23 protein-coding genes are annotated in these 25,608 nt (G+C 73.5%); 12 read left to right on the forward strand and 11 right to left on the reverse strand.

Going from position 1 to position 25,608, the window contains the following annotated elements; all coding sequences use genetic code 11:
* Window position 1: 1 nt before the first annotated feature.
* Complete coding sequence (locus ACF1ED_RS20135; protein ID WP_391762210.1) at window positions 2-766, reverse strand: metal ABC transporter ATP-binding protein; 765 nt, start codon at window positions 764-766, stop codon at window positions 2-4.
* A gap of 9 nt (window positions 767-775) precedes the next feature.
* Complete coding sequence (locus ACF1ED_RS20140) at window positions 776-1,768, reverse strand: metal ABC transporter substrate-binding protein (RefSeq protein WP_391762212.1); 993 nt, start codon at window positions 1,766-1,768, stop codon at window positions 776-778.
* Window positions 1,769-1,933: 165 nt separating this feature from the next.
* Between ACF1ED_RS20140 and ACF1ED_RS20145 the strand changes: the two genes are divergently transcribed.
* Together ACF1ED_RS20145 and ACF1ED_RS20150 are read left to right on the forward strand one after the other, a co-directional pair.
* Window positions 1,934-3,316 (forward strand): glycine--tRNA ligase, encoded by a 1,383-nt coding sequence (locus tag ACF1ED_RS20145; protein WP_391762214.1) that lies wholly within the window; start codon window positions 1,934-1,936, stop codon window positions 3,314-3,316.
* A gap of 354 nt (window positions 3,317-3,670) precedes the next feature.
* Complete coding sequence (locus tag ACF1ED_RS20150) at window positions 3,671-3,847, forward strand: DUF6243 family protein (RefSeq protein WP_391762216.1); 177 nt, start codon at window positions 3,671-3,673, stop codon at window positions 3,845-3,847.
* Window positions 3,848-3,905: 58 nt separating this feature from the next.
* On the opposite strand, the gene ACF1ED_RS20155 is transcribed toward ACF1ED_RS20150, so the two are convergent.
* Window positions 3,906-5,402, reverse strand: a complete 1,497-nt coding sequence (locus ACF1ED_RS20155) for an MFS transporter (protein ID WP_391762218.1) — start codon at window positions 5,400-5,402, stop codon at window positions 3,906-3,908.
* A gap of 53 nt (window positions 5,403-5,455) precedes the next feature.
* Here ACF1ED_RS20155 and ACF1ED_RS20160 point away from each other — a divergent pair, with 53 nt between their 5' ends.
* The 4 genes from ACF1ED_RS20160 (at window position 5,456) to ACF1ED_RS20175 (ending at window position 12,181) form a co-directional block, all read left to right on the forward strand.
* A complete protein-coding gene (locus ACF1ED_RS20160; protein ID WP_391762220.1) occupies window positions 5,456-6,328 on the forward strand; it encodes a helix-turn-helix transcriptional regulator in 873 nt (290 codons plus the stop codon).
* Between the two features lie 123 nt (window positions 6,329-6,451).
* Window positions 6,452-7,588: a tRNA dihydrouridine synthase DusB gene (gene dusB / locus ACF1ED_RS20165; RefSeq protein ID WP_391762222.1), complete on the forward strand. Its 1,137-nt coding sequence runs from the start codon at window positions 6,452-6,454 to the stop codon at window positions 7,586-7,588.
* Between the two features lie 358 nt (window positions 7,589-7,946).
* On the forward strand, window positions 7,947-10,658 hold the full coding sequence (ppdK, locus tag ACF1ED_RS20170; protein ID WP_391762224.1) for a pyruvate, phosphate dikinase: 2,712 nt from the start codon (window positions 7,947-7,949) through the stop codon (window positions 10,656-10,658).
* A gap of 494 nt (window positions 10,659-11,152) precedes the next feature.
* Complete coding sequence (locus ACF1ED_RS20175) at window positions 11,153-12,181, forward strand: ArsR/SmtB family transcription factor (protein WP_391762226.1); 1,029 nt, start codon at window positions 11,153-11,155, stop codon at window positions 12,179-12,181.
* Here the strand turns inward: ACF1ED_RS20175 and ACF1ED_RS20180 are convergent.
* Window positions 12,151-13,311, reverse strand: a complete 1,161-nt coding sequence (locus ACF1ED_RS20180) for an alkaline phosphatase PhoX (protein WP_391762228.1) — start codon at window positions 13,309-13,311, stop codon at window positions 12,151-12,153. The two genes, ACF1ED_RS20175 and ACF1ED_RS20180, sit on opposite strands and share 31 nt — an antisense overlap.
* Window positions 13,312-13,490: 179 nt before the next feature.
* On the opposite strand from ACF1ED_RS20180, the gene ACF1ED_RS20185 reads away from it, so the two are divergent.
* The 3 genes from ACF1ED_RS20185 to ACF1ED_RS20195 all read left to right on the forward strand — a co-directional run bounded on the left by ACF1ED_RS20185 (window position 13,491) and on the right by ACF1ED_RS20195 (window position 15,599).
* Window positions 13,491-14,510: a hypothetical protein gene (locus ACF1ED_RS20185; RefSeq protein ID WP_391762410.1), complete on the forward strand. Its 1,020-nt coding sequence runs from the start codon at window positions 13,491-13,493 to the stop codon at window positions 14,508-14,510.
* Window positions 14,511-14,592: 82 nt separating this feature from the next.
* Window positions 14,593-15,060 carry a group III truncated hemoglobin gene (locus ACF1ED_RS20190; protein ID WP_391762230.1) on the forward strand — a complete coding sequence of 156 codons (468 nt, stop codon included), beginning with the start codon at window positions 14,593-14,595 and terminating at the stop codon, window positions 15,058-15,060.
* Window positions 15,061-15,185: 125 nt separating this feature from the next.
* A complete protein-coding gene (locus tag ACF1ED_RS20195; RefSeq protein WP_391762232.1) occupies window positions 15,186-15,599 on the forward strand; it encodes a VOC family protein in 414 nt (137 codons plus the stop codon).
* A gap of 17 nt (window positions 15,600-15,616) precedes the next feature.
* Here the strand turns inward: ACF1ED_RS20195 and ACF1ED_RS20200 are convergent, their stop codons facing one another.
* From ACF1ED_RS20200 to ACF1ED_RS20220, 5 genes are all read right to left on the reverse strand, one after another.
* Complete coding sequence (locus ACF1ED_RS20200) at window positions 15,617-16,378, reverse strand: SDR family NAD(P)-dependent oxidoreductase (protein ID WP_391762234.1); 762 nt, start codon at window positions 16,376-16,378, stop codon at window positions 15,617-15,619.
* 118 nt (window positions 16,379-16,496) lie between these two features.
* Window positions 16,497-17,081: a TetR/AcrR family transcriptional regulator gene (locus ACF1ED_RS20205; protein WP_391762236.1), complete on the reverse strand. Its 585-nt coding sequence runs from the start codon at window positions 17,079-17,081 to the stop codon at window positions 16,497-16,499.
* A 37-nt stretch (window positions 17,082-17,118) separates the two neighbouring features.
* Window positions 17,119-17,454, reverse strand: coding sequence for a nitrite reductase small subunit NirD (gene nirD / locus ACF1ED_RS20210; protein WP_391762238.1), 336 nt, complete (start codon window positions 17,452-17,454; stop codon window positions 17,119-17,121).
* A complete protein-coding gene (gene nirB, locus ACF1ED_RS20215) occupies window positions 17,451-19,985 on the reverse strand; it encodes a nitrite reductase large subunit NirB (protein ID WP_391762240.1) in 2,535 nt (844 codons plus the stop codon). The genes nirD and nirB overlap by 4 nt, the downstream gene beginning before the upstream one ends.
* A complete protein-coding gene (locus ACF1ED_RS20220) occupies window positions 19,982-21,172 on the reverse strand; it encodes an NAD(P)/FAD-dependent oxidoreductase (RefSeq protein WP_391762242.1) in 1,191 nt (396 codons plus the stop codon). The genes nirB and ACF1ED_RS20220 overlap by 4 nt, the downstream gene beginning before the upstream one ends.
* Window positions 21,173-21,519: 347 nt before the next feature.
* Here ACF1ED_RS20220 and ACF1ED_RS20225 point away from each other — a divergent pair, with 347 nt between their 5' ends.
* The 3 genes from ACF1ED_RS20225 to ACF1ED_RS20235 are packed head-to-tail and all read left to right on the forward strand — an operon-like array spanning window position 21,520 to window position 24,002.
* The gene (locus ACF1ED_RS20225) at window positions 21,520-22,977 is read left to right on the forward strand and encodes a ferric reductase-like transmembrane domain-containing protein (RefSeq protein ID WP_391762244.1); all 1,458 of its coding nucleotides are present in this window, start codon (window positions 21,520-21,522) and stop codon (window positions 22,975-22,977) included.
* Window positions 22,970-23,179 (forward strand): hypothetical protein, encoded by a 210-nt coding sequence (locus ACF1ED_RS20230; RefSeq protein WP_391762246.1) that lies wholly within the window; start codon window positions 22,970-22,972, stop codon window positions 23,177-23,179. The genes ACF1ED_RS20225 and ACF1ED_RS20230 overlap by 8 nt, the downstream gene beginning before the upstream one ends.
* Window positions 23,180-23,216: 37 nt before the next feature.
* Window positions 23,217-24,002: a sulfite exporter TauE/SafE family protein gene (locus ACF1ED_RS20235; RefSeq protein WP_391762248.1), complete on the forward strand. Its 786-nt coding sequence runs from the start codon at window positions 23,217-23,219 to the stop codon at window positions 24,000-24,002.
* 7 nt (window positions 24,003-24,009) lie between these two features.
* Here the strand turns inward: ACF1ED_RS20235 and ACF1ED_RS20240 are convergent, their stop codons facing one another.
* The gene (locus ACF1ED_RS20240) at window positions 24,010-24,630 is read right to left on the reverse strand and encodes a class F sortase (protein WP_391762250.1); all 621 of its coding nucleotides are present in this window, start codon (window positions 24,628-24,630) and stop codon (window positions 24,010-24,012) included.
* Window positions 24,631-24,776: 146 nt separating this feature from the next.
* Complete coding sequence (locus ACF1ED_RS20245) at window positions 24,777-25,289, reverse strand: hypothetical protein (RefSeq protein WP_391762252.1); 513 nt, start codon at window positions 25,287-25,289, stop codon at window positions 24,777-24,779.
* Window positions 25,290-25,608: the final 319 nt, after the last annotated feature.

A 25,608-nucleotide genomic window follows, 5' to 3' on the forward strand; every position in this document is an offset into this window, starting at 1 on the left:
GTCAGGTCAGCAGTCCCGTGCGGAGCGGCTCGTCGGCCGCGTGGGGGTGGACGTGGTCGTGGCCGGGCAGCGCGTGCTGGCCGACGGCCTTCGGGGGCGGGCCGTCGTGGACGACGCAGCCGTCGCGCAGGACGACGGCCCGGTCGATCAGCGGCTCAAGGGGGCCCAGTTCGTGCAGGACGAGGAGGACGGAGGTGCCGCCGGCGACCTGCTCGCGCAGGGTGGCGGCGAGGATCTCCTGGCTGCCGAGGTCCACGCCGGCCATCGGCTCGTCCATGATCAGGAGGTCGGGCTCGGAGGCCAGCGCGCGGGCGATGAGGACCCGCTGGTGCTGGCCGCCGGAGAGGGCGGTGACGGCGTCCCTGGCGCGGTCGGCGAGGCCGACCAGCTCCATGGCCCGCTGGACGGCGGCCCTGTCCGCCCGGGTCACCCAGCCGAACCTGCGGCGGGCGAGCCGGCCCGAGGCGACGACCTCGCGGACGGTGGCGGGGACGCCGCTCGCGGCGGTGGTGCGCTGGGGCACGTACCCGACGCGGGCCCAGTCGCGGAACCGCTTCCGCTCGGTGCCGAACAGCTCGATGGTGCCGCCGGTCAGCGGCACCTGGCCGATGACCGCGCGGACGGCGGTGGACTTGCCGGAGCCGTTGGCGCCGAGCAGGGCGACGACCTCGCCGCGGCCGACGGTGAGGTCGACGCCCCGCAGCACGGGGCGGGCGCCGAGGGCCGCGGTGGCTCCGCGGACGGAGATGACGGGGTCGTCGTTCACGGGTTTCTCCTACTTGGCGCCGAGCGCGGACTTCAGGGCGGCGAGGTTGGCCTGCATGACCTCGATGTAGTCATCGCCCCGGGACTTGTCCGTGATTCCCTCCAGCGGGTCGAGCACGTCGGTCCTGAGACCGGTGTCCTGCGCCAGGGTCTTCGCGGTCTTGTCGCTCGCGAGCGTCTCGAAGAAGACGGTGGTGACCTTGTCGGCCTTCGCGACGTCCTGGAGCTCCTTGATGCGGGCGGGGCTCGGCTCCGACTCGGGGTCGACGCCGGAGATGCCCTCCTGGTCCAGGTGGTAGCGCTCGGCGAGGTAGCCGAAGGCGGAGTGGGTGGTGATGAAGGTGCGGGTCCCGGTCTCCTTGAGGCCCGTCTCGAACTCGGTGTTCAGCGCGCCGAGCTTCTTCACCAGGGCGGCGGTGTTCGCCTTGTAGTCGGCGGCGTGGTCCGGGTCGGCCTTCTCGAAGGCGGCGCCGACGCCCTGGGCGACCTCGGCGTACTTCACGGGGTCGAGCCAGACGTGCGGGTCGGTGCCGGCCTCGGAGCCGTGGTCGTGGCCCTCGTGGGACTCCTCTTCGGCGTGCTCCTCGTGGGCGTGGTCGTGGCCTTCGCCGGCTCCGGTGCCGTGGGCTTCGAGGGCGGTGAGGGTCGAGGCGTCGACGGTGTTCTTCACGCCGGCCTGGGCGATGGCCTCGTCGACGGCGGGCTGGATGCCCTTGAGGTAGAGGAGGACGTCGGCCTCGCCGAGCTCGCCGATCTGCTTCGGCTTGAGCTCCAGGTCGTGGGGTTCGACGCCGGGCTGGGTGAGCGTGGTGACGGCCACGTGGCCGCCGCCTATCTGCTCGGCCAGGTACTGCATGGGGTAGAAGGACGCGATGACGTCCAGCTTGCCGTCGCTCCCCTTGTCCGCCGCGTCGGAGGTCCCGCCGCAGGCGGAGAGGGTGACGAGCCCGAGGGTGACGGCTCCGGCGACGGCGGTGGCGGGTATCAGACGGCGTACGTTCATGACACTCATTTTCAACAAAATTGGAAACGGTTGTCAATTGCCGGAGCTGTGGTCCGGGCCACGCGCTCCGCGCGGCCGCCGGCCGCCGAACCGATTTGATACGGGGGGTGCGGGCGCCGGTAACCTGTGGCATTCGCACTTCGTCGTCGTAATGAAGAGAGCACCGTGGCCGCCGACAAGATCGACACCATCGTCAGCCTGAGCAAGCGCCGTGGCTTCGTCTACCCGTGCAGCGAGATCTACGGCGGCCAGCGTGCCGCCTGGGACTACGGGCCGCTGGGTGTCGAGCTGAAGGAGAACATCAAGCGCCAGTGGTGGCGTTACATGGTCACCGCGCGCGAGGACGTCGTCGGCATCGACTCGTCGGTCATCCTGGCGACCGAGGTCTGGGAGGCGTCCGGTCACGTCGCCACCTTCACCGACCCGCTCACCGAGTGCACCTCCTGCCACAAGCGCTTCCGCGCCGACCACCTGGAGGAGGCCTACGAGGAGAAGCACGGCCGCCTCCCCGAGAACGGCCTCGCCGACATCAACTGCCCCCACTGCGGCAACAAGGGCACCTTCACCGAGCCGAAGAACTTCTCCGGCCTGCTCGCCACGCACCTCGGCCCGACCCAGGACAGCGGCTCCGTCGCCTACCTGCGTCCCGAGACCGCGCAGGGCATCTTCACCAACTTCGCCCAGGTCCAGCAGACCTCGCGCAAGAAGCCCCCGTTCGGCATCGCGCAGATGGGCAAGTCCTTCCGGAACGAGATCACTCCGGGCAACTTCATCTTCCGGACCCGCGAGTTCGAGCAGATGGAGATGGAGTTCTTCGTCAAGCCGGGCGAGGACGAGGAGTGGCAGGAGTACTGGATGCAGCAGCGCTGGAACTGGTACACCGGCCTGGGCCTGCGCGAGGAGAACATGCGCTGGTTCGAGCACCCGCAGGAGAAGCTCTCCCACTACTCGAAGCGCACCGCCGACATCGAGTACCGCTTCTCCTTCGGCGGCAGCGAGTGGGGCGAGCTGGAGGGCGTCGCCAACCGCACCGACTACGACCTGAGCGCCCACTCCAAGGCCTCCGGCGCCAACCTCTCCTACCTCGACCAGGAGTCCGGCGAGCGCTACACGCCGTTCGTCATCGAGCCCGCCGCCGGTGTCGGCCGCACCATGCTCGCCTTCCTGCTCGACGCGTACACCGAGGACGAGGCGCCCAACGCCAAGGGCGTCATGGAGAAGCGCGTCGTGCTGCGCCTCGACCACCGCCTGGCCCCGGTCAAGGTCGCGGTCCTGCCGCTCTCCCGCAACCCGCAGCTCTCCCCGAAGGCCAAGGGCCTCGCGGCGGACCTGCGGCAGAACTGGAACATCGACTTCGACGACGCCGGCGCCATCGGCCGCCGCTACCGCCGTCAGGACGAGATCGGCACCCCGTACTGCGTCACCGTCGACTTCGACACCCTCGACGACAACGCGGTGACCGTGCGCGAGCGCGACACCATGAAGCAGGAGCGCGTCTCCCTCGACCAGATCCAGGGCTACCTGGCCAGCCGCCTGATCGGCTGCTGAACCGTCTGACCGCGTCCGCGGGAGCCCCCGGCCCGGAGTCCCGGGCCGGGGGCTCCCGCGTGTGCGCGGACCCGCCGAACGGTCCTCGGGCCCGCCGCGGGGACCCGGGGACCAGCGGGACGACGACGGCGGCGGAGGCCGCCTCGGTGCCCGGCGCGGACCGGGCGGCGGCGCGGACGGCTTCCCGGACGCCGTCCGCCGGGACGCGGGCCCGGAAAACCGGATGCACCGCCCCGGACCGCCCCGGTAGCGTGCGCGACATGTTTGCTCATCTCCCGATCTACGAGTGAGAGCGGCGCGCAGGCCGATCCACCGACCACCGCACACGCACACCTCACCGAAGGGGAGCCCCCCATGGCGAAGAGCCGCAACAACCTCCTGGGCGTCGGCGGACAGCGCAAGAAGCTGTCCCGCGCCGAACAGAACGGCGCCGGCCAGGCCCGCGCCGCCGACCGCGACTCCGCGGAGGCCCGCAAGCAGGACCTCCTGAAGAAGATGCGCGAGCGCAACCTGGGCGCCGCCGCCGAGTAGTCACCCCCACCGGAGGGCCCGGGCCGCACGCGCGGCCCGGGCCCTCCGCCGTGCCCGCTCAGCCCGTCGCCCTCGGGAGGCGGAGCGCGTAGAGGGCGGTGAGCAGGGACAGGGCCAGCTGGATCAGGAGCGTCGTGGCCAGCGCCGTGCCCATGGAGCCGTCCGCCGCGAGGGTCAGGAAGAGCGAGCCCAGCGTCGCCACTCCCAGGGCCAGCGCCGACTGCTGGGTCGTCACCATCACGCCGCTGCCCACGCCCGCCCGGTCCGCCGGGACCTCCGCGAGGACCACCCGGAAGAGGACCGGCAGCTGGAGTCCCTGGCCGACGCCCGCCACCGCCATGCCCGGGGCCAGCGCCCACGGGGTGACGTCCGGCCAGGAGTGCGCCGCCGTCCACGCCAGCATCCCGAGCCCGGCCGCCTGCACCACCGCGCCCGCCGGGATCACCCGGGTGCCCCAGCGGGCCACCAGCCGGGGGCCCGCCAGGGAGGCGGCGAAGAAGGCCAGGGCCATCGGGGCGAGCGCCGCGCCCGCGGCGACCGGTCCCAGCTCCAGGCCCTGCTGGAGGGCCACCGCGATCACCAGGATGAAGCCGCCGAAGCCGCCCGAGAGCGGCAGCACGAGGACGAGGCCCCGGCGCAGCGGGGTCAGACGGAGCAGGGACGGCGGGACCAGCGGGGTGCCGCCCCGGAGCTCCGTGCGCCGCTCCGTGCGCCAGAACGCCGCCGCCAGGAGCGGGAAGGCGGCGAGCGCGCCCCACGTCCACAGCGGCCACCCCGCCGCCCTGCCCTCCGTCAGCGGGGCGAGGAGCGAGACCAGGGCCAGGGCCAGCAGGACCGTGCCCCGCACGTCCAGGGGCGCCGGGGCCGCCGCGCGGGTCTCCGGGACCGTGCGGAGCGCCAGCGGCAGGACGAGCAGCACCGCGGGCACGTTCACCAGGAAGACCGCGCGCCAGCCGAGCCCCGCCACGTCCGCGGCGACCAGCAGGCCGCCCAGGATCTGGCCGGAGACGAACGCGAGTCCGGTGGTCGCCCCGTACAGGCCCATCGCCTTCGCCCGCCGGGCGCCCGTCGTCGAGGAGTGAAGGGTCGCGAGGACCTGCGGCAGCAGCAGCGCCGCCGCGGCACCCTGTGCCACCCGCGCCGCGACCAGGGCCCAGGCGCTCGGCGCGAGCCCGCAGAGCAGGGACGTCACGCCGAAGGCCACCAGGCCCGTCAGGAAGAGCCGCCGCCGGCCGAAGAGGTCGCCGAGCCGGCCGCCGAGCACCAGCAGGACCGCGTAGGCCAGGCCGTACCCGGCGACGAACAGTTCGAGGAGCGCCTCGCCCGCGCCGAGGTCACGGCCGATCGACGGGAGCGCGACGTTGACGATGAAGAAGTCGACCAGGGGCAGCGCGGCCCCCAGGAGGACGGTGAACAGGCCCGGGGAGCCGAGCGCCTGCGCCGGGGCGGTACGGGGGCGGGTGCGGAGACGGGGGCGGGTACGGGACGGGCGGGTTGTCGTGGTCACGTCTCCGACCCTCGGCGCCCCGCCCGACCGGTACCAGAGTCTCCTCATCCTGGTACCAGGACTGCCTGGCACCGGGGTCCGCCGACGGGCACGCTGGGATCATGAGCATCGTCGTGACGACCGGCCCCGAGGCCCGGCGGCGGGAACTCGCCGCCTTCCTGCGCAGCCGGCGCGAGCGCGTCACCCCCGAACAGGTCGGCCTGGTCCGGGGCCGCCGGCGCCGCACCCCCGGGCTGCGCCGCGAGGAGGTCGCCCAGCTCTCCGCCGTCGGCGTCACCTGGTACACCTGGATCGAGCAGGCCCGGGACATCCAGGTCTCCCCGCAGGTCCTCGACGCCGTGGCCGGCGCCCTCCTCCTCGACCCCGCCGAGCGCGCCCACCTCTTCGCCCTCGCCGGACAGCGCGACCCCCGGCCGGGCACCCCGAGTCCGGCCGTCACCCCCGCCGTGCGGGCGCTGCTCGACCGGCTGGAGCCCGTGCCCGCCGCCGTCCAGAACAGCCGCTTCGACGTCCTCGCCCACAACCGCGTCTTCGGGCGGCTCTTCCGCGACCTCGACGCGCTGCCGCCCGAGGACCGCAACACGCTCTGGCTGGCCTGCACCGACCCGGAGTTCCGGGCCGCCGTCACCGACCCGGACCTGATCTCCCGCCTCGCGGGCAAGCTGCGCGCCCGGATGGCCGGGTGCCTGGCCGAACCCGCCTGGAAGCGGCTGGTCCAGCGGCTCGAAGCGGCCTCGCCCGAGTTCCGGGAGGTCTGGGCCCGGCACGACGTGGTCTCCTCCGAGAGCCAGACCAAGGTCATCCGCAACTCCCTCGTCGGCCCGCTGAGCTTCGAGCACACCGACCTGTGGCTCCAGCCCGGCCCCGGACCGGTCCTCGTCACGTACGTGCCGCTCGACGAGGAGACCCGGGCCGGCTGCGCCCGGCTCCTGGAGCTGGTGGCCGGGGAGGAGGAATCCCGGGCCGCCGCCTGAGGCGGACGCGCACGCGGGGCGGAGGCTCGGGCGGGGCGGGACGCGCACGCGGGGCGGGGGCTCGGGCGGGGCGGGAGGCGTCCTCCCGGCGGCCGGTTCCGCCGGTGCGGGACAATGGGGTCCATGACCGCGTTCTCCCCCCTCTCCATCGGCCCGCACGTCGTGCAGCCCCCGGTGGTGCTCGCGCCCATGGCCGGCATCACCAACGCCCCCTTCCGCACCCTCTGCCGCGAGTTCTCCGGCGGCAAGGGCCTCTTCGTGAGCGAGATGATCACGACGCGGGCGCTGGTGGAGCGCAACGAGAAGACGATGCAGCTCATCCGCTTCGACGCGACGGAGCAGCCGCGCTCGATCCAGCTGTACGGCGTGGACCCGGTCACCGTCGGCAAGGCGGTGCGGATGATCGTCGACGAGGACCTCGCCGACCACATCGACCTGAACTTCGGCTGCCCGGTGCCCAAGGTGACCCGGAAGGGCGGCGGCTCCGCGCTGCCGTACAAGCGGCCGCTGCTGCGCGCGATCCTGAACGAGGCCGTGACGAACGCGGGCGACCTGCCGGTCACGATGAAGATGCGCAAGGGCATCGACGACGACCACATCACCTACCTGGACGCGGGCCGGATCGCGGTCGAGGAGGGCGTGACGGCGATCGCCCTGCACGGGCGGACGGCGGCGCAGCACTACGGCGGCACCGCCGACTGGGACGCGATCGCGCGGCTCAAGGAGCACGTGCCGGAGATCCCGGTGCTGGGCAACGGCGACATCTGGTCGGCGGACGACGCGGTGCGGATGATGCGCGAGACCGGCTGCGACGGCGTGGTCGTGGGTCGCGGCTGCCTGGGCCGGCCGTGGCTCTTCGCGGACCTGGTGGCGGGCCTGGAGGGCACCGGCGGCTACCGGACGCCGGGCCTGCGGGAGGTCGCGGACGTGATGGTGCGGCACGCGACGCTGCTCGGCGAGTGGATCGGGGACGAGTCGCGCGGTGTCATCGACTTCCGCAAGCACGTGGCCTGGTACCTGAAGGGCTTCGCGGTCGGTTCGGAGATGCGCAAGCGCCTGGCGGTCACCTCGTCCCTGGAGGAGCTGCGCGCTCAGTTGAGCGAGCTCGACCTGGACCAGCCGTGGCCGGTGGGGGCGGACGGTCCCCGGGGCCGTACGTCCGGAAACAACCGGGTCGTCCTGCCGGACGGCTGGCTGAAGGACCCCTACGACTGTGCCGGGGTGAGCGAGGACGCCGAGCTGGACACGTCCGGGGGCTGAGATTTCCGGCCCTCCGGGCGAGTGATCCTCGCCACCCTTGAGGGGGGTGCCGCTCAGATGAGCAGGTTACGGAGGGGTGTACGGCTTGAAGGGGTGGCACTGGGTGCCACCCCTTTTGCGTTCAAGAGTTGAACGCAAATGGGCGGTGAAGCCGCTCATGTGAGCGTGTTGTCCCTGGATTGGGTCAAGCGGGCTTCGGGGCGTGAATGCGGAAGCTTCGCCTCGGTAACTTTCGAAGTGGGGGCGGACGGGTGGTTACGGCCATGTGTCCGCTAGGCGTACCTCCCCAGAAGCCTTCGATCTGGGTATGTTCCTCGCCGTCAGGGCAGCCAACCGAGTCGTCGAGGAGTCGAGACCCGTGTCGGAAAACAATGATCAGAAGTTCGTGTACGACTTCACCGAGGGCAACAGGGACCTGAAGGACCTGCTCGGTGGCAAGGGGGCCAACCTCGCCGAGATGACCAACCTCGGCCTCCCGGTCCCTCCGGGCTTCACGATCACCACCGAGGCGTGCAAGGTCTACCTCGAGTCCGGCTCGGAGCCCGTCGCCCTGCGCGACGAGGTCACGGCCCACCTCGACGCCCTCGAGCGGAAGATGGGCAAGAAGCTCGGCCAGGCCGACGACCCGCTGCTCGTCTCGGTCCGCTCGGGCGCCAAGTTCTCCATGCCGGGCATGATGGACACGGTCCTCAACATCGGCCTCTCCGACGAGTCCGTCGCCGGCCTCGCCCGCCAGGCCGACAACGAGCGCTTCGCCTGGGACTCGTACCGCCGGCTCATCCAGATGTTCGGCAAGACCGTCCTCGGCGTCGACGGCGAGCTCTTCGAGGAGGCCCTCGACGAGGTCAAGGCCGCGAAGAAGGCCGCCAGCGACACCGACCTGGACGCCGCCGACCTCAAGAAGGTCGTCAAGCAGTTCAAGAAGATCGTGAAGGCCGAGACCGGCCGCGACTTCCCCCAGGACCCGCGGGAGCAGATGGACCTCGCCATCGAGGCCGTCTTCAACTCCTGGAACACCGACCGCGCGAAGCTGTACCGCCGTCAGGAGCGCATCCCCGGCGACCTCGGCACCGCCGTCAACGTCTGCTCCATGGTCTTCGGCAACCTCGGCCCGGACTCCGGCACCGGCGTCGCCTTCACCCGCGACCCCGCCTCCGGCCACCAGGGCGTCTACGGCGACTACCTGCAGAACGCGCAGGGCGAGGACGTCGTCGCCGGCATCCGCAACACGGTGCCGCTGGCCGACCTGGAGTCGATCGACAAGAAGTCGTACGACCAGCTCATGCAGATCATGGAGACGCTGGAGACCCACTACAAGGATCTCTGCGACATCGAGTTCACCATCGAGCGCGGCCAGCTCTGGATGCTCCAGACCCGCGTCGGCAAGCGCACCGCCGGTGCCGCCTTCCGCATCGCGACCCAGCTGGTGGACCAGGGCCTGATCGACGAGGCCGAGGCGCTCCAGCGCGTCACCGGCGCCCAGCTCGCCCAGCTGATGTTCCCGAAGTTCGACGAGCACGCCAAGGTCGAGCAGATCGGGCGCGGCATCGCCGCCTCCCCGGGCGCGGCCGTCGGCAAGGCCGTCTTCGACTCGTACACGGCCGTCAAGTGGTCCCGCTCCGGCGAGAAGGTCATCCTGATCCGCCGCGAGACCAACCCGGACGACCTGGACGGCATGATCGCCGCCGAGGGCATCCTGACCTCGCGCGGCGGCAAGACCTCGCACGCCGCCGTCGTCGCCCGCGGCATGGGCAAGACCTGTGTCTGCGGCGCCGAGGAGCTGGAGGTCGACACCAAGCGCCGCCGCATGACCACCGCCTCCGGCACGGTCATCGAGGAGGGCGACGTCGTCTCCATCGACGGCTCCACCGGCAAGGTCTACGTCGGTGAGGTACCCGTCGTGCCGTCCCCGGTCGTCGAGTACTTCGAGGGCCGCATGCACGCCGGCGCCGACGACGCCGACGAGCTGGTCCAGGCCGTCCACCGGATCATGGCCTACGCCGACCGCGTCCGCCGGCTGCGCGTCCGCGCCAACGCCGACAACGCCGAGGACGCCTCCCGCGCCCGCCGCTTCGGCGCCCAGGGCATCGGCCTGTGCCGCACCGAGCACATGTTCCTCGGCGAGCGCCGCCAGTACGTCGAGCGCCTGATCCTCGCCGACACCGACGCCGAGCGCGACGACGCCCTCAAGGCGCTGCTGCCGCTCCAGAAGACCGACTTCGTCGAGCTCTTCGAGGCGATGGACGGCCTGCCGGTCACGGTCCGCCTGCTCGACCCGCCGCTGCACGAGTTCCTGCCCGACATCACCGAGCTGTCGGTGCGCGTCGCCCTCGCGGAGTCCCGCAAGGAGCCGCACGAGAACGACCTGCGCCTGCTCCAGGCCGTGCACCGGCTGCACGAGCAGAACCCGATGCTGGGTCTGCGCGGCGTCCGCCTCGGCCTGGTCATCCCCGGCCTGTTCACCATGCAGGTCCGGGCGATCGCCGAGGCCGCGGCCCAGCGGATCGACGCCAAGGGCGACCCGCGCGTCGAGATCATGATCCCGCTCGTCGGCACCGTCCAGGAGCTGGAGATCGTCCGCGAGGACGCCGAGAAGGTCATCGCCGAGGTCGTGGCGGAGACCGGCGTGGAGCTGAAGCTGGCGCTCGGCACCATGATCGAGCTGCCCCGCGCGGCCGTCACCGCCGGCCAGATCGCCGAGGCCGCCGAGTTCTTCTCCTTCGGCACCAACGACCTCACGCAGACGGTCTGGGGCTTCTCCCGCGACGACGTGGAGGCCAGCTTCTTCACCGCGTACCTGGAGAAGGGCATCTTCGGCGTCAGCCCCTTCGAGACCATCGACAAGGACGGCGTCGGCGCCCTGGTCCGCTCCGCGGTCCAGGCCGGCCGGGCCACCCGCCCCGACATCAAGCTCGGCGTCTGCGGCGAGCACGGCGGCGACCCGGAGTCGGTGCACTTCTTCCACGAGGTCGGCCTCGACTACGTCTCCTGCTCGCCGTTCCGGATCCCGGTGGCGCGCCTGGAGGCCGGCCGCGCGGCCGCCGAGGCGAAGGGCAGCGACAGCCGCTGACCCGAGGGGCCGCGAGGCCCCGTGAAGCCCCCGGGGCCGCCGTCGGCCATCCCTTCCGAACCCTCACCGGCGGACGGCGGTCCCGGATCCGAAAGAGGCGGGACGGACACCTTGTGCGGAGGTGTCCGTCCCGTCGTTTTCACGTCAGATTCATGCGCAATTACGGCAGCATTGAATTATTGGAAATTGAACGTCTTTGTTTGCGGACGTTTCGGTCGCGGCCCCCGGATCCCCACCCGGGGGCCGCGTCCTTTTTCTGGTGTCGGGCAGGTGAGCCGCAACCCTCGCCGACCGCCGCCGGACGGGCAAAGCCCCCCACGGTCTTCACCACGTCACCTCGGTCCTGAAGGTTTCCTGCCCGACCCGCACAGCATTTCCGGTGGGCCCTGTCCGCCGCGATGCTTTTCAACTGTGGCTGAAACACCCTGGTAACGTGCAGTGATGGAGTGCATACTCGATCGCGGGGTGGTTGCGAGTGCACAGGTGGGGACTTCATGCTTCGTATTCATTTCACCGCGGACGATCTGGCGGGGGTGCGGATCGCCGCCCGTCCTGACGTCCTGTGGGAAACGATTCTCAGCTTTCACCGTTTAAGGGACCGGCGCGGCCCGGTGGTGTTCGGCGGGTGGCGTACGGAAACGAGGGCGCGGCTCGGCGGGGAGACCCGGCTGCTCGCCGCCCTCGTTCCGAGCCGCGGTTATTTCCCCGACTTCCTCACCCCGGCGGAGGGCCTCCACGGTCTCGACGACGGGCTCGGGGCGGTCCGCGCGACGGCCCCCGGCCGGCTCCGCTCCGAGCTGTCCCTGCTGGCCGCCGACCGGTCGGGCGGCCGCACCGTGCCGCACTCGCTGCGGGCCCTCGCCGACGGCGGCCCGGAGCCCTTCGACCGGCTGCTCGGGGCGCTGCGCAGCTACCACCGGGCGGCCGTGGAGCCGTACTGGCCGCACATCCAGGCCCGGGTGGAGGCCGACCGGGCCCGCCGGGGCCGGGCGGTCCTGGACGGCGGCGCGGAGGAGCTGCTCGGCTCGCTGCCGCCGATGCTGACCTGGCGGGCGCCGGTCCTGGAGGCGGCCTACCCGGTCGACCGGGACGTGCACCTGCACGGGCGGGGGCTGCTGCTCCAGCCCTCGTACTTCTGCCGGGGCACGCCGGTGATGCTGCGGGACCCGGCGCTGCCGCCGGTGCTGGTCTACCCGGTGACGCACGGGGAGGCGCCGACGGTCCGCCCGCCGGGCGTCTCCTCGCTGGCGAAGCTGGTCGGCCAGACCCGCGCGGAGGTGCTGCGGGCCATAGGGGACGGCGGGACGACGAGCGAGCTGGCCCGCCGGGCCGGGGTCTCGCTCGCCTCGGCCAGCCAGCACGCGGGCGTGCTGCGGGACGCCGGGCTGGTGGCCACCCTGCGGCACGGGAACGCGGTGCTGCACACGCTGACGCCGCTGGGCGCCGCGCTCCTCGGCGGAGGCGGGGCCCAGCGGCTCGGCGAGGAGCGCTGTTACGCGCGGAACGGGCCGGTCACCTCGTAGGTGATGCCGCCCGAGGAGCTGCCCGTGGTGCCGCGCTGGCTGGAGAAGTACAGCCGCGTGCCGTCGGGCGAGAAGGCCGGTCCGGTGATCTCGGAGCCGGACTGGCCGGTGATCCGCAGGAAGGGCGCGACGGTGTCGTCCGGCGTGATCAGGCAGATCTCCATGTTGCCGCCGTCCTCGGCGATGTACAGGTCGCCGGAGGAGGCGCCGGTGACGTTGTCCACGCCGGTGAGCGGGGCGGCGGCGCCGGGCACCAGCGAGTCGTCGTAGGCGAGCTCGTAGGTGTTGTTCGTGAGGTTCAGCTGCCAGAGGCGGTTGTCGCCCTTGGTGGTGAACCAGACCTTGTCGTCGGCGTAGTGGCAGCCCTCGCCGCCGCTGAACCTCTTCGCGCCGGAGACCTGGGTGCGGGTGGTGGTGGGGGAGCCGTCCGGGTCCGGCACGTTCTGCCAGGTGAAGGAGCCGGAGGCGGCCGTGCCGGCCTTGAGGACCTGGAGGGTGCCGGAGGAGAGGTTCCCCCAGGTGGTGGGGACGAAGCGGTAGAAGCAGCCGTCGGTCTCGTCCTCGGTCAGGTAGATCACCTTGCGGACCGGGTCGGCGGCGGCGGCCTCGTGCTTGAAGCGGCCCATGGCGTCCCGGCGGACGGCCGCGTTCACGCCGTACGGGTCGGTCTCGTAGACGTAGCCGAGGCTGACCTCCTCGCAGGACAGCCAGGTGTTCCACGGGGTCCTGCCGCCCGCGCAGTTCTGCCGGGTGTCGGACAGGACGCGGTAGGCGCCGGTGATCGCGCCGGTCGCGCCGAAGCGCAGGGCGCTCGCGCCGCCGCCCGGGTTGATCTCCGAGTTGGAGACGTAGATCCAGCCGGTGCCGTCGGCGTAACAGGCGCCGCCGTCGGGGGCGTTGTGCCAGGTGTACGAGGTGCCGGGGACGGTCTGTCCCGAGCGGGCGACGATCCGGCTGGTGAACCCGGCCGGCAGCATGATGCCGTTCGCGTTCGCCGCGCCGAGGGCGCTGTAGGGGCCGGCGCCGGGCTGGGCGGGGGCCGCGTGGACGGCGCCCGCCATCAGGGTGCCGCCGAAGGCGGCGGCCGACGTGCCGATGACCGCTCCGCGCAGGAAACTGCGTCGCTCCACGTGTTCTCTCCAGGGGTGTGGTGACCGCCCGCCGCACGGTCAGCGGCGGGGCCGCGCGGAGAGTGAACCTAGGAGCCTGGAGTTGACTGGGCGTCAACGGCCGGTGACGGGGAGGGGGCGGCTGCGGGGCGGGGGAGTCGGTGCCGGAGCGGGCCGCTAGGTTTCGTGCCGTGGACCTCATGGCGGAGTGCGTCGGATCGGTACGGCTGCCGGGAGCGGCGGGACTCGTGGACGGGCACGCCCGCCCGGCCGGGCCCGGCCGCCTCGCGCTGCGGAGGGACGACCGCCTGGAGGTGTACGACCCGGCGGCGCTCCTCGCCGGTGCGACCGCCCCCGTGGCGTCCTTCCCGGCGCCCTGGCCCGGCTGGGACCGGGGCATCGACGCGGTCGCCCCGGACCTCGGCCTCGCCGTCTTCTCGGGGCAGCGCGCCGTCCGCGCGGTGGCCGCCGACGGGCGCCCGCTCTGGGAGCACCGGCACGGCTGCTGGGGCCCCGTGGTGGACCACCCGCACACCGGCGACGAGCAGGAGGTCTGCGAGGGCCTGGAGCACGGCTCGGTGCTCGTGTCCGGCGACGGCACGGCCGTCTGGGCCCACGTCGTCGCCGAGGACGGCACGGAGCACTGGGTGGTGCTCGACGCCCGGGACGGGCGGGAGCTCGCCCGCGTCCCGCTGGAGGAGAGCGTGGCCTCCGGCTCGCACCAGCTCGCCCTGCCCGGTGACGGGACCGTACTGCTGTGCGTCGGCATGGGGCAGGACGGGGTGCTGCTCCACGGGGCCCGCCGGGACGGGGCGGGGGTGTCCCTGCGGGACCTGGGCGAGGGCCTCGACCGGATCCTGCTCGACGTCCGCCCCGACCGCCCCGGCTACCTGACCGTCGAGCACTCCTGCCACGACCTCCAGCTGCACGCCCCCGACGGCACCGTCCTCGCCGAGCGGGACGCCGACGAGCTGGGCGGGGAGCGGCGCTGGGACTACGCGGCGGGCTTCACCGACGCCGGCACGGTCCTCGCCGTCGCCGAGGACCCGGAGGGCGGCGCGGAGCACTGGCTCCTCGACGCCCGCACCCTCGCGCTCCTCGGCCCCGTCGCGTACCCCCGTCCCGTCACCGGCTGCGCCCGCGGCCTCGGCGACGGCACCTGGCTCACCCACGACCGGGCGACCGACACCCTCAGCCGCTGGAAGCGGGCGGGGGTCTGAGGGCGGCCGCCGATGCCGGCGGGCTCCCGGGGCGGGACCTTCGGCACTGGGGGAGGCCGCTTCGTGGGGGCAGACTGGACGCATGCGCGAGACCCGGGAGCTCACCGACATCGGCGGCCGCGACGACCTCGACGTGCTGCTGCGCCGCTTCTACACGGCGGCCTTCGCCGACCCCCTCATCGGCCCGTTCTTCACCGAGGTCGCCGGCACCGACCTGGAGGTCCACCTGCCGCGCATCGCGGACTTCTGGGAGCGCGCCCTCTTCCGTACCGCCGGCTACGGCCGGGACGCCTTCGCCCCGCACGCGGCGCTGCACTCCGCCCGCCCGCTGACCCCCGCCCACTTCGGGCGGTGGGTCCAGCTGTGGCACGCCGCCGTCGACGGGCTCCACCGGGGCCCGCTCGCGGACCGGGCCAAGGCGACGGGGGAGCGGATCTCCGTCTCCATGATGAAGCGGCTGGGCGGCCCCGGCGCGGAGGCCGAGGCGGCCACCGGCGGCACCGGCGGCTTCGTCCCGCTGGCGGCGCTCACGCTGCGCGCGGCGGCCTGAGCGAAAAAAACTCTTCCCCGAAGAGCGATGAGTCCGGGCCGTCCGGCCCGTCCTACCTCTCGACAGCACACGGCGGACCGCGACGGATTGGGCGACGGACCGCACGACGGAGAAGAGAGCACGCCATGGCCCCGCAGATGATCTTCGTGAACCTGCCCGTGAAGGACCTCGCCACGAGCCGCGGCTTCTACGAGAAGCTCGGGTACACGATCAACCCGCAGTTCAGCGACGACAGCACGGCCTGTGTGGTGATCAGCGACACCATCTTCGTCATGCTGCTCACCGAGGAGAAGTTCCTGTCCTTCACCGCCCCCGGCAAGGAGGTCGCCGACGCCTCCGCCACCACCCAGGTGCTGCTGACGCTGAACGCCGAGAGCCGCGAGAAGGCCGACGAACTGGCCGACCGGGCCCTGGCGGTGGGCGGCGCCCCGGCGAAGGAGCCGATGGACATGGGCTTCATGTACGGCCGCTCCTTCGCCGACCCGGACGGCCACCACTGGGAGGTCTTCTGGATGGACCCGGCCGCGATGGAGGGCTGAGCGCCCCCCTTGGGGGATCAGGCGGAGACGCCGCCGTCGACCACCAGGTCCGTGCCGACGGCGGAGCCCGCCGCGTCCGAGGCGAGGTAGAGCACCGCCGCCGCCACCTCGGCCGCCGAGGAGATCCGGCCGAGCGGCGACTGCTCCTTCATCCGGACCTCCCGCCCGGCCTCCGTCTCGCCGGGCAGCAGCGACATCGTGGACTCCGAGGCGCCCGGGCTGACCGCGTTGATGCGCACCCCGTCGCCGATGTGGTCCCGGGCCGCGGCGCGGGTGAGCGCCGAGACGGCCGCCTTGGACACCTGGTAGCCGAAGGCGCCCGGGATCCGGACGTGCGGGCCCAGGTTGGACGAGATGTTGACGATCGCGCCGCCGCCGTGCGCCCGCATGTGGGCGACCTCGGCCTGGAGGGCGTTCAGGACGCCGGTGACGTTGGTGTCGAGCAGGGCCCGCCAGTCGTCGAGGGGGAAGTCGGCCGCGCTGTGGCCGCCCCGGAAGATCCCGGCGTTGTTCACGGCGACGTCGAGCCCCCCGTACGCCGCGACCGTGCGCCGCACCAGCTCGCGGGTGGAGCCGGGGCTGGTGACGTCGGCGGTGACGGCGGTGGCGGTACCGCCTTCGGCCCCGATCAGGGCCACGGTCGCGTCGAGGGCGGCGGCGGTGCGCCCCGCGGCCACCACCTTCGCGCCCTCGGCGGCGAAGGCGCGGGCGATCTCCCGGCCGAGGCCGGAGCCGGCACCGGTGACGAGGACGGCGCGGCCGGTGAAACGTGACGACACGGGAACTCCCCTGGTTCTCTGCCTGATGCTGTCTCGACGTGCTCGTGTACTTGACCGTACATTCCAGAATCCGCCCCGAAGAAAGGCGCCCCCTCCGGGGCGCCCGTCCGGCGGCCGCTCAGCCGAGCAGCCGCAGGGCCTCCTCCGCCGCGTCCCGGACCCTGGCCGGGTCCGACGACGCCTTGCCCACCACCCGCATCCCCTGGAGCAGGACCAGGAGCATCCGGGAGAGGGCGCGCGGGTCGCGGTCCGCCGGCAGCTCGCCCTGGGCGCGGGCCCGGGTGAGCGCCGCGTGCAGCAGGGTCTCGACCTGCTCCCAGCTCAGCTCGACCCGGCGGGCCACCGCCGGATCGCGCGGGGCCAGCTCCGCCGCCGAGTTGGTGACGAAACAGCCGTTCAGGCGCTCGCCCTCGGTCGTCGCCTCGGCGGCGAAGCGGCGGACCAGCGCCCGCACGCCCGGCAGTGCCGGGCCCGGCGCGGACAGCTCCTCGACGAGCCGGGGGTCCCGGGTCTCCAGGTAGCGGTCCAGTGCCTTGAGGTACAGCTCGTGCTTGTTGCCGAAGGTCGCGTAGACGCTGGCCCGGCCGATGCCCAGGTGCTCCACGAGGTCCGCCATCGACGTCGCCTCGTAGCCGCGCGCCCAGAACAGGTCGAGCGCTGCCCGGAGCGCTGCCTCGGGGTCGAATTCCTTGGTCCTGGCCACCCGCGCAGGCTACGCCTTTCTGGAACGACCGGTCAAGCTAGACCGTCCGGACCGGGTAGACCTCCACCGTCACCTCGTCGTCGTCCAGGCACCGCCCCGTCTCCAGGTCGAAGCGCTGCTTCAGGAGCGGCGAGGCCACGTACGGACGCCCGTCCGCCGTGCCGATCAGCCCCCGGGACAGCACCTGCGCCCCGGTGAACGGATCGCGGTTGTCGATCGCGTACGCCCGCCCCGCCCGGTCCCGGAAGACCGCCGCCTGCCGGCCGTCCGGCAGCAGCGCCGCCAGGCCCCGGCCCGGGGTCAGCCGGGCCTCCTCGCAGACCGTCATCCAGGAGTCGGGGGCCGGGGAGAGTTCGAGGGTCGCCGTGGTCATCGGGAGGCTCCTTCCAGGGTGCCGATCGTCAGGATGGTGAGGTCCGGCTTGATCTGGTCCCGCTCGGGGACGAACCGCACCGTCGGGTCGGGCGTCTCCGGCGCGTTCACGAAGGAGACGAAGCGCCGCAGCCGCTCCGGGTCGTCCAGGGTCTGCGCCCACTCGTCCTGGTAGTCGGAGACGTGCGCGGCCATCAGCGCCTCCAGCTCGTCGCAGAGGCCCAGCGAGTCCTTCACGATCACGTCCCGGAGGTGGTCGAGCCCGCCCTCCAGGCGCTCCAGCCACACCGACGTCCGCTCCAGGCGGTCCGCCGTCCGGATGTAGAACATCAGGAACCGGTCGATGAGCCGGACCAGTTCGGCGTCCGACAGGTCCTGGGCGAGCAGGTCCGCGTGGCGCGGGGTCGCGCCGCCGTTGCCGCCCACGTACAGGTTCCAGCCGTTCGCCGTGGCGATCACGCCGAAGTCCTTCGACTGCGCCTCGGCGCACTCGCGGGCGCAGCCCGAGACCGCCGACTTCAGCTTGTGCGGGGCGCGCAGGCCCCGGTAGCGCAGCTCCAGCTGGATCGCCATCTTCACCGAGTCCTGCACGCCGTAGCGGCACCAGGTCTGTCCCACGCAGGACTTCACCGTGCGCAGGGCCTTGCCGTAGGCGTGCCCGGACTCGAAGCCGGCGTCCACGAGGCGGGTCCAGATCGCCGGGAGCTGGTCGACGCGGGCGCCGAAGAGGTCGATCCGCTGACCGCCGGTGATCTTCGTGTAGAGGCCGTAGTCGCGGGCCACCTCGCCGATCACGATCAGCTTCTCCGGGGTGATCTCGCCGCCGGGGATGCGGGGGACCACCGAGTAGGAGCCGTTGCGCTGGAGGTTGGCCAGGTGGTGGTCGTTGGTGTCCTGGAGGGCGGCCTGCTCGCCGTCGAGGATGTAGCCGCCCAGACCGATCGTCGGCGCGAGCGAGGCCAGGACGGATCCGACGGTCGGCTTGCACACCTCGCAGCCCTCGCCGCCCTTCGCGCCCTCCCGGCCGTGCGAGTCCAGCAGGGAGGCGAAGGAGGTCACCCGCAGGGTGCGGGCGATCTCGTACAGCTCGCTGCGGGTGTAGGAGAAGCAGCCGCACAGGCCCTTGTCGGCCGCCTTCGGCAGCAGCTTCTCGATGACCTTCACGCAACTGCCGCAGCCGGTGCCGGCCTTGGTGCACTTCTTCACCTCGGGCAGCGAGGCGCACTGGGAGATCGCGTGCTTGGTGACGTTGTGGCAGGAGCAGATGACGGCGTCGTCCGGCAGCGCCGACGGGCCGAGCGCCACCGGCGCCCCGGCGCCCGCCGGGAGGACCAGCTGCTCGGGGGAGACCGGCGGCCTGGTGCCGGTCAGCGGACGCAGCAGGCCGTACGAGTCGGCGTCGCCGACCAGGACGCCGCCGAGCAGCCGGCCCTCGGCGTCCACCACCAGCTTCTTGTAGACGCCCGCGCGGGAGTCGGAGTAGACGACGTCGAGGCAGCCCTCGGCGGCGCCGTGCGCGTCGCCGAAGGAGGCCACGTCCACCCCGAGCAGCTTCAGCTTGGTCGACAGGTCGGCGCCGGTGAAGCCGGTGGAGCCGTCCGCCTCCTCGGCGAGCACCGCGGCCACCGTCTGCGCCATCTCGTAGCCCGGCGCCACCAGGCCGTAGACCCGCCCGTCCGAGGCGAGCGCGCACTCGCCGATCGCGAAGACCGCGGGGTCGGAGGTGCGGCACAGCTCGTCCACGGCGATGCCGCCGCGCTCGCCCACGTCGAGCCCGCAGTCGCGCGCCAGCTGGTCCCGGGGCCGCACGCCCGCCGAGAACACCACCAGGTCGGTGGCGAGTTCGGAGCCGTCCGACAGCTTCATGCCGGTCACGGCCCCGTCGGCGGTCACGACCTCCTGGGTGCCCGTGCCGGTGTGCACGGTCAGCCCCATCTGCTCGATCGTCCGCAGCAGCGCCGCGCCGCCGCCCTCGTCGACCTGCACCGGCATCAGCCGGGGCGCGAACTCCACGATGTGCGTGGCCAGTCCGAGGCCCTTGAGCGCGCCGGCCGCCTCCAGGCCGAGCAGACCGCCGCCGACCACCGCGCCCGTCGTCGCCGTCTTCGCGTACTCCTCGATCGCGAGGAGGTCCTCGATGGTCCGGTAGACGAAGCAGCCGGTGGCGTCCTTGCCGGGCACCGGCGGCACGAAGGGGTACGAGCCGGTGGCGAGGACCAGGTGGTCGTAGGCGACGACCCGCCCCGACCGGCCGGTCACCGTCCGCGCCGCCCGGTCCACGCTCACGACGGGCTCGTCCGTGTGCAGTTCGATGCCGTGCCGCTCCATGAAGCCGTCCTCGACCATCGACAGGTCGTCGGGCGTCTTCCCGGAGAAGTACGAGGTCAGCTGGACGCGGTCGTAGGCGGGGCGCGGCTCCTCGCAGAGGACCACGATCCGGGCCCGCTCGGTGACGCCCCGGTCGGCGAGCGCCTCCAGGAACCGCTGGCCGACCATTCCGTGGCCGACCAGGACGATGGTGGGGGTGGTCATGAGGAGCCTCCGTCGTGGGTGAGCAGGTGCAGCAGAGGGGCCTCCGGGAGGGCTTCGTCGCCCTCCCAGGCCCGGGCGAGCGCGCCGACCGCGGCCAGATCGCCGAGGAGGACGCCCCCGACGAGCCGGTTGTCGCGGACGACGACCTTGCGGTAGGCGCCCTTGGTCGCGTCGGTCAGCTGGACGACGTCGTCGCCCGGACGCGGGGTGGCCTCGCCGAAGGCGGCGAGGTCCAGCGGCTGTGCCCCGCCGAGGGTGAGCCGGGTGAGGGCCCGGGTGCCGGTGTAGCGGGGCCCGGCGGCGCCGGACAGCACGTCCGCGAGGACGTCCGCCTGCTCCAGGGCCGGGCCCGCCAGGCCGTAGACCCGGCCGTCGTGCTCGGCGCAGTCGCCGATCGCGTGGATGTACGGGTCCGAGGTGCGCAGCTCGTCGTCGACGACGATGCCGCCGCGCACGTCGAGCCCCGCCTCGCGGGCCAGCGCCACCCGGGGGCGCACCCCGCAGGCCAGGACGACGACCTGCGCGTCGAGGACGAAGCCGTCGGCCAGCTCGACCGCCGTCACCGCCCCGTCCCGCTGCCGCAGGCCGCTGACCCGGCACTCGGTGTGGGTCTCGACGCCGAGCCCGTCCAGGTGCTCCCGCAGCAGCGCGGAGGCGCGCGGGTCCAGGTGGCGCTCCATCAGGCCCTCGCCCTGCTGGGTGAGGACCACCTCGGCGCCCAGGGCGGCCAGCGCCCGCGCCGCCGAGACCCCGAGGAGGCCGCCGCCGATGACGACCGCCCGCACCCCGGGCCGGACGGCCTCCCGCAGGGCGAGGCAGTCGTCGAGGGTGCGGAAGGAGTGCACGCCCTCCGGGAGCTCCGCCCCGCGCAGTCCGCGCAGCGGCGGCAGCACCGGGTTGGAGCCGGTGGCCAGGACCAGCCGGTCGTAGCCGACGCGCTCCCCGTCGGAGCACTCGACCGTCCGGGCCGCCCGGTCGATCCCCACCACCCGCACCCCGCGGCGCACCGGCTCGCGCGGCTCGGGCAGGGCGGCGACCTCGGGGGCGTACCGCCCGGCGAGGACGTCGGCGAGCAGCACCCGGTTGTACGGGGCGTGCGCCTCCTCGCCGAGGAGGGTGACCGGCAGGCGCTGGGCGAGGCGGAGGCCCGCCGTTCCGCCTCCGACCACCACGATCCGTGTACTCATACCCGGAAGGGTGCGGGCCCGGTGTTTCCCGGTGGCATCCCGACTGTTTCCCGTACGGAACGCTGATCTCCGCCGGGCGCGGGGCGGGCTGTGAGGGCGGGGGCGGGGGCGGGACGGCGGCGTCGGTGGGGGCGTCGGCCGGGACGGTCCTCGGAGCGGGGGCCCGGGTGGCGGCCGGGGCGGTGGCCGGAGCGGTGGCCGGGGAGGTCACGGGGCGGTGGCCAGGACGGTGACGGGGCGGTGGCCGGGCCGCCGGGTTAAGCCGTGATCAGGCTCGGCTCAAGACGGGCTTAAGGATGGCGGCGGCGGGCCCGCACCCGGGATTCCCGCCCGCCGGCCGCCCTAGGGTGCCGAAGGTGACCACCGAGGCCCGCCCCCACCCCCTCTACGCCCCCGTCGCCGTCCCGCTCGCCACCGCCGCACGCCCGGCCGTGCCCGCGCCGCCCTTCCCGCCGGCCCCGCCCGCGCCCCTTTCCGTACGGTCCGCGCCCCGGCTCGCGCCCGAGCGGCTGCGGGCCGGGATCCTCGGGGGCGCCGGGGCCGTCGCGCTGCTGTGGGGGGTGCAGGCCCGGCCCTCCGCCCGCCTCGACGCCTTCTTCGCCACCGGCGCCCACCTCACCGGTCTGCTCGCCGGGTACGGGGTCCTCGTGCTGCTCCTGCTGATGGCCCGGGTCCCGGCCGTCGAGCACGGCGTCGGCGCCGACCGGCTGGCCCGCTGGCACGCCCTCGGCGGCCGGTACGTCCTCGGCCTGATCGCCGCCCACGCGGCCCTCGCCCTCTGCGGCTACGCCGTGCACACCCGTACCGACCTCGTCACCGCCGCCGGCGGCCTCCTCTCGTACGGGGCGATCGCCGCCGCCGGCCTCGGCACCCTCCTCCTCACCGCCGTCGGCGTCACCTCCGCCCGGGCGGTACGGAGCCGGATCCGCCACGAGACCTGGCACGCGGTCCACCTCGGCGCCCTGCTCGCCGCCGCCCTCGGCTTCGTCCACCAGCCGGCCGGACCCGACCTCGCGGGCGGCCTCCTCACCCGCTGGCTCTGGTCGATGGCCCACGCCACCGTCGCCGTCCTCCTCCTCTGGTACCGCTTCGCCGTCCCGGTCCGCACCGCCCTCCGCCACGGACTGCGGGTCGCCGAGGTCCACGACGAGGCGCCCGGCGTCGTCTCCGTCCTGATCCGCGGCCGGGGAGTGGCCCGGCTCCGCGCCGAACCCGGCCAGTTCTTCCGCTGGCGCTTCCTCAGCCGCGGCCTGTGGTCCACCGCCCTGCCCTTCTCGCTCTCCGCACCGGTCCGCGACGACACCCTGCGCATCACCGTCAAGGTCCGCGGCGACCACACCCGCCGGGTCCGCCGGCTCCGCCCCGGCACCCGCGTCCTCGCCTCCGGGCCCTTCGGCGCGCTCACCGCCCACCGCCGCACCCGCCGCAAGGTCCTGCTGCTCGCCGGCGGCGTCGGCATCACCCCGCTGCGCGCCCTCTTCGAGACCCTGCCCGGCGGCCCCGGCGACATGACCCTGCTCTACCGCGCCTCCGACGAGGGCGGGCTCGTGCTGCGCGCGGAGCTGGAGGCCATCGCCCGCGAGCGGCGGGCCGCCCTCCACTACCTGCTGGGCCCCTCGGACGGTTCGTACGACCCGCTGGCCGCGCGCGCCCTGCGCGGGCTCGTCCCCGACCTCGCCGCCCACGACGTCTACCTCTGCGGCCCGCCCGCCATGGCCCGCGCCGCCACCGCCTCCCTCCGCAGGGCCGGGGTGCCGGCCGCCCGGATCCACGCCGAGAACTTCGAGGAGCCCACCCGTGCCTGACACCGCCGCGCCCCGCCACCGGGCACGCCGGCGGCCGCCCACCGAGGAGCGGCTGCGCCGCCGCCTCGCCGGCGTGCTCGTCGCCACCGGGGCGCTCGCCGCGACCCTGCTCACCGCCGCCGTGGACCCGGCCGCGCCGCCCGCCCCGGACCGGGAGCCGGGCCGCCCAACCTCAGAGCTAGCTCAACGATCAGACGATTGATGGACGGGCCAACGATCGTCTCCCTAGGCTCCCTGCCATGCCCGACATCGCCCTCACCACCCTCCTCCTGCTGTGCCTGGCCGCGCTCGTCGCCGGCTGGATCGACGCCGTGGTCGGGGGCGGCGGGCTGCTGCTCCTGCCGGCGCTGCTGATCGGGCTGCCGAACGCCTCGTACCCCTATGCCACCGGCACCAACAAGGCGGTCGCGATCGTCGGCACGACGGGCGCGGCCGTCACCTACGTCCGCAAGACGAAGGTGCCGGTGTGGACGGCGGTACGGGTCGGGCTCGCGGCCCTCGCGGGCTCGACGGCCGGCGCCCTCTTCACCACCGCCGTCGACGAGGAGATCCTGCGGCCGCTGATCATCGTGGTGCTCGTCGCGGTGGCGGCCTTCGTGATCCTCAAGCCCTCGTTCGGGGCGCGGCCGGAGGGCGAGGACCGGACGCCGCTCACCCGGGCCCGGATCGTCACCGCGATCGTCCTCGTCGGCGGCGGGATCGGCTTCTACGACGGCCTGTTCGGGCCCGGCACCGGCACCTTCCTGGTGCTCGCCCTGACCGCCGTGCTGCACCTGGACCTGGTGACGGCCTCCGCCACCGCCAAGATCGTCAACGTCTGTACCAACGCGGGCGCGCTCGCGATGTTCGCCTACCAGGGCACCGTCTACTGGCAGCTGGCCGCCCTGATGGCCGCCTTCAACCTGACGGGCGGCATGGTCGGGGCCCGGATGGCGCTGAGCAAGGGCTCGGGCTTCGTCCGCGGGGTGCTGCTGGTGGTGGTCCTCTCCATGGTCGCCAAGCTCGGCTGGGACCAGTGGGCGTGAGCCGGGTTCAGCGCACCCCGATGAGGTGCCCGAAGGCCACCACGTTCCCCTGGTAGCCGCCGCGCTTCTCGGAGAAGCCGCCGCCGCAGGTGATGACCCGGAGTTCGGCGCGGTCGGTGGCGCCGTAGACCTTCTCGTCGGGGAAGGAGTCGTTGTCGTAGACCTCGACGGCGTCGACGGTGAAGACCGCGGTCTTCCCGTCCTCGCGGTCGATCTCGATCCGGTGGCCCTTCTTCAGGGCGCCCAGCGTGTAGAAGACGGCCGGGCCGCCGGCGTTGTCGACGTGCCCGGCGACGATCGCGGTGCCCTTGGCGCCGGGCGTGACGCCGTCCCCGTACCAGCCGGCCAGGTTGCGGTCCTCGGCCGGCGGCACCTCCAGGGAGCCGTTCGCCGCCAGGCCGAGCCTGGTCATCGGGGCGTCCACGTCCGTCTCCGGGATGCGCAGCCGCACCGGCGGCGACGAGGGCAGCGGGTCGGCGGCGGCGTCGGTGTGCACGCTCGGCCCGGCGGCGAAGGCCTGGGCGGCGGACGGGACGGGCGGGGTGACGTCCTGCGAGCCGTTCTGGACGAGCCAGAGGCCGACGCAGGCGGCCACCGCGATGCCCCAGCCCTTGCTCCTGTTGCTCACGTCGGTTCCTCATGGGGCGGGTGTCACGGGGCGGGTGTCATGGGGGGGCGCGCCAAGGGGCGTGCCGGGGGGCGCGGGGGGAGGGAAGGGCCCGCCCCCGGCCGGCCGTGTGCGGGAGCCGGGCGGGGGCGGGACGGGCGGTGTGTTCAGTGGCCCTGGGCGCCGCTCGCCCGGCGCCGCATGAGCCACACACCGCCGACGGCAGCCGCGGCCAGCACCGCCGCGCCTGCCGTGACCTGGGCGGTGTCGGGGCCGATGCTGCCGCCGACACCGGTCTTGACGTGACCGCTGGGCTCGCGGTGCTTGACGGTCAGCTCGCCCCGGGCGGTCCGTCCGTTGTCGCAGGCCACGCCGATCCAGTGGGTACCGGGCTTGGCGTGCTCGGCGACGGTGAACTGCCCGACCACGACCTCCTTGTGGGTGCTCGGGTTCAGCTGGAACTCGCCGCCGCCGACCGAGTTCGCGTCCCCGACGCCGTGGCCGTTCTTGCCGCAGGCCAGGGTGTTCACGGTGACGGTGGTGCCGGGGGAGGCGGAGGAGGGGTAGATCTCCAGCGACTCGGGTCCGTCGTTGTTCGCGTACGCGGCGGGCGCGGCGAACGCGCCGAGCGCGACGACCGTCAGCGCGGTTCCGGTGAGCAGGCGGGCAGTGGGGCGCATGGTGGGGTCCTCCGGGGCGCGCGGTCGTTCGGTCTTCCGTAAGACCGAGATAACGGCCCCGCCCCGCCCCCCGCCTCCTGATGCCCCATCAGGATTCCGCCATCCGATACGGCGCGCCGACTGGATTCCGGTCGTTCCCGCAGGTCAGGCCCCCTTACGGCCCGTCAGCTGACACGTCGTGCCGAACGGGTGAGCGGTGACCTCCGGACCCGCTCCGGACCCGCTCCGGACCCGCTCCGGACCCGCTCCGGACCCGCTCCGGACCCGCTCCGGACCCGCTCCGGACCGGCGGGAGGGCGGGCGGGAGGGCGGGCGGGGG

Origin of the sequence: Streptomyces sp. NPDC014656 (assembly GCF_043084305.1) — a bacterium.
In the GTDB taxonomy this organism is placed as follows: domain Bacteria; phylum Actinomycetota; class Actinomycetes; order Streptomycetales; family Streptomycetaceae; genus Streptomyces.

Excerpts from the sequence above, each read along its gene's own strand:
- dusB (WP_391762222.1), top strand. The coding sequence starts at position 6,452 with ATGACCGCGTTCTCCCCCCTCTCCATCGGCCCGCACGTCGTGCAGCCC.
- ACF1ED_RS20140 (WP_391762212.1), bottom strand. The coding sequence starts at position 1,768 with ATGAACGTACGCCGTCTGATACCCGCCACCGCCGTCGCCGGAGCCGTC.
- ACF1ED_RS20220 (WP_391762242.1), bottom strand. The coding sequence starts at position 21,172 with ATGAGTACACGGATCGTGGTGGTCGGAGGCGGAACGGCGGGCCTCCGC.
- nirB (WP_391762240.1), bottom strand. The coding sequence starts at position 19,985 with ATGACCACCCCCACCATCGTCCTGGTCGGCCACGGAATGGTCGGCCAG.
- ACF1ED_RS20160 (WP_391762220.1), top strand. The coding sequence starts at position 5,456 with ATGAGCATCGTCGTGACGACCGGCCCCGAGGCCCGGCGGCGGGAACTC.
- ACF1ED_RS20155 (WP_391762218.1), bottom strand. The coding sequence starts at position 5,402 with ATGAGGAGACTCTGGTACCGGTCGGGCGGGGCGCCGAGGGTCGGAGAC.
- ACF1ED_RS20235 (WP_391762248.1), top strand. The coding sequence starts at position 23,217 with ATGCCCGACATCGCCCTCACCACCCTCCTCCTGCTGTGCCTGGCCGCG.
- ACF1ED_RS20185 (WP_391762410.1), top strand. The coding sequence starts at position 13,491 with ATGGCGGAGTGCGTCGGATCGGTACGGCTGCCGGGAGCGGCGGGACTC.
- ACF1ED_RS20175 (WP_391762226.1), top strand. The coding sequence starts at position 11,153 with ATGCTTCGTATTCATTTCACCGCGGACGATCTGGCGGGGGTGCGGATC.
- ACF1ED_RS20245 (WP_391762252.1), bottom strand. The coding sequence starts at position 25,289 with ATGCGCCCCACTGCCCGCCTGCTCACCGGAACCGCGCTGACGGTCGTC.
- ACF1ED_RS20195 (WP_391762232.1), top strand. The coding sequence starts at position 15,186 with ATGGCCCCGCAGATGATCTTCGTGAACCTGCCCGTGAAGGACCTCGCC.
- ACF1ED_RS20190 (WP_391762230.1), top strand. The coding sequence starts at position 14,593 with ATGCGCGAGACCCGGGAGCTCACCGACATCGGCGGCCGCGACGACCTC.
- ACF1ED_RS20150 (WP_391762216.1), top strand. The coding sequence starts at position 3,671 with ATGGCGAAGAGCCGCAACAACCTCCTGGGCGTCGGCGGACAGCGCAAG.
- nirD (WP_391762238.1), bottom strand. The coding sequence starts at position 17,454 with ATGACCACGGCGACCCTCGAACTCTCCCCGGCCCCCGACTCCTGGATG.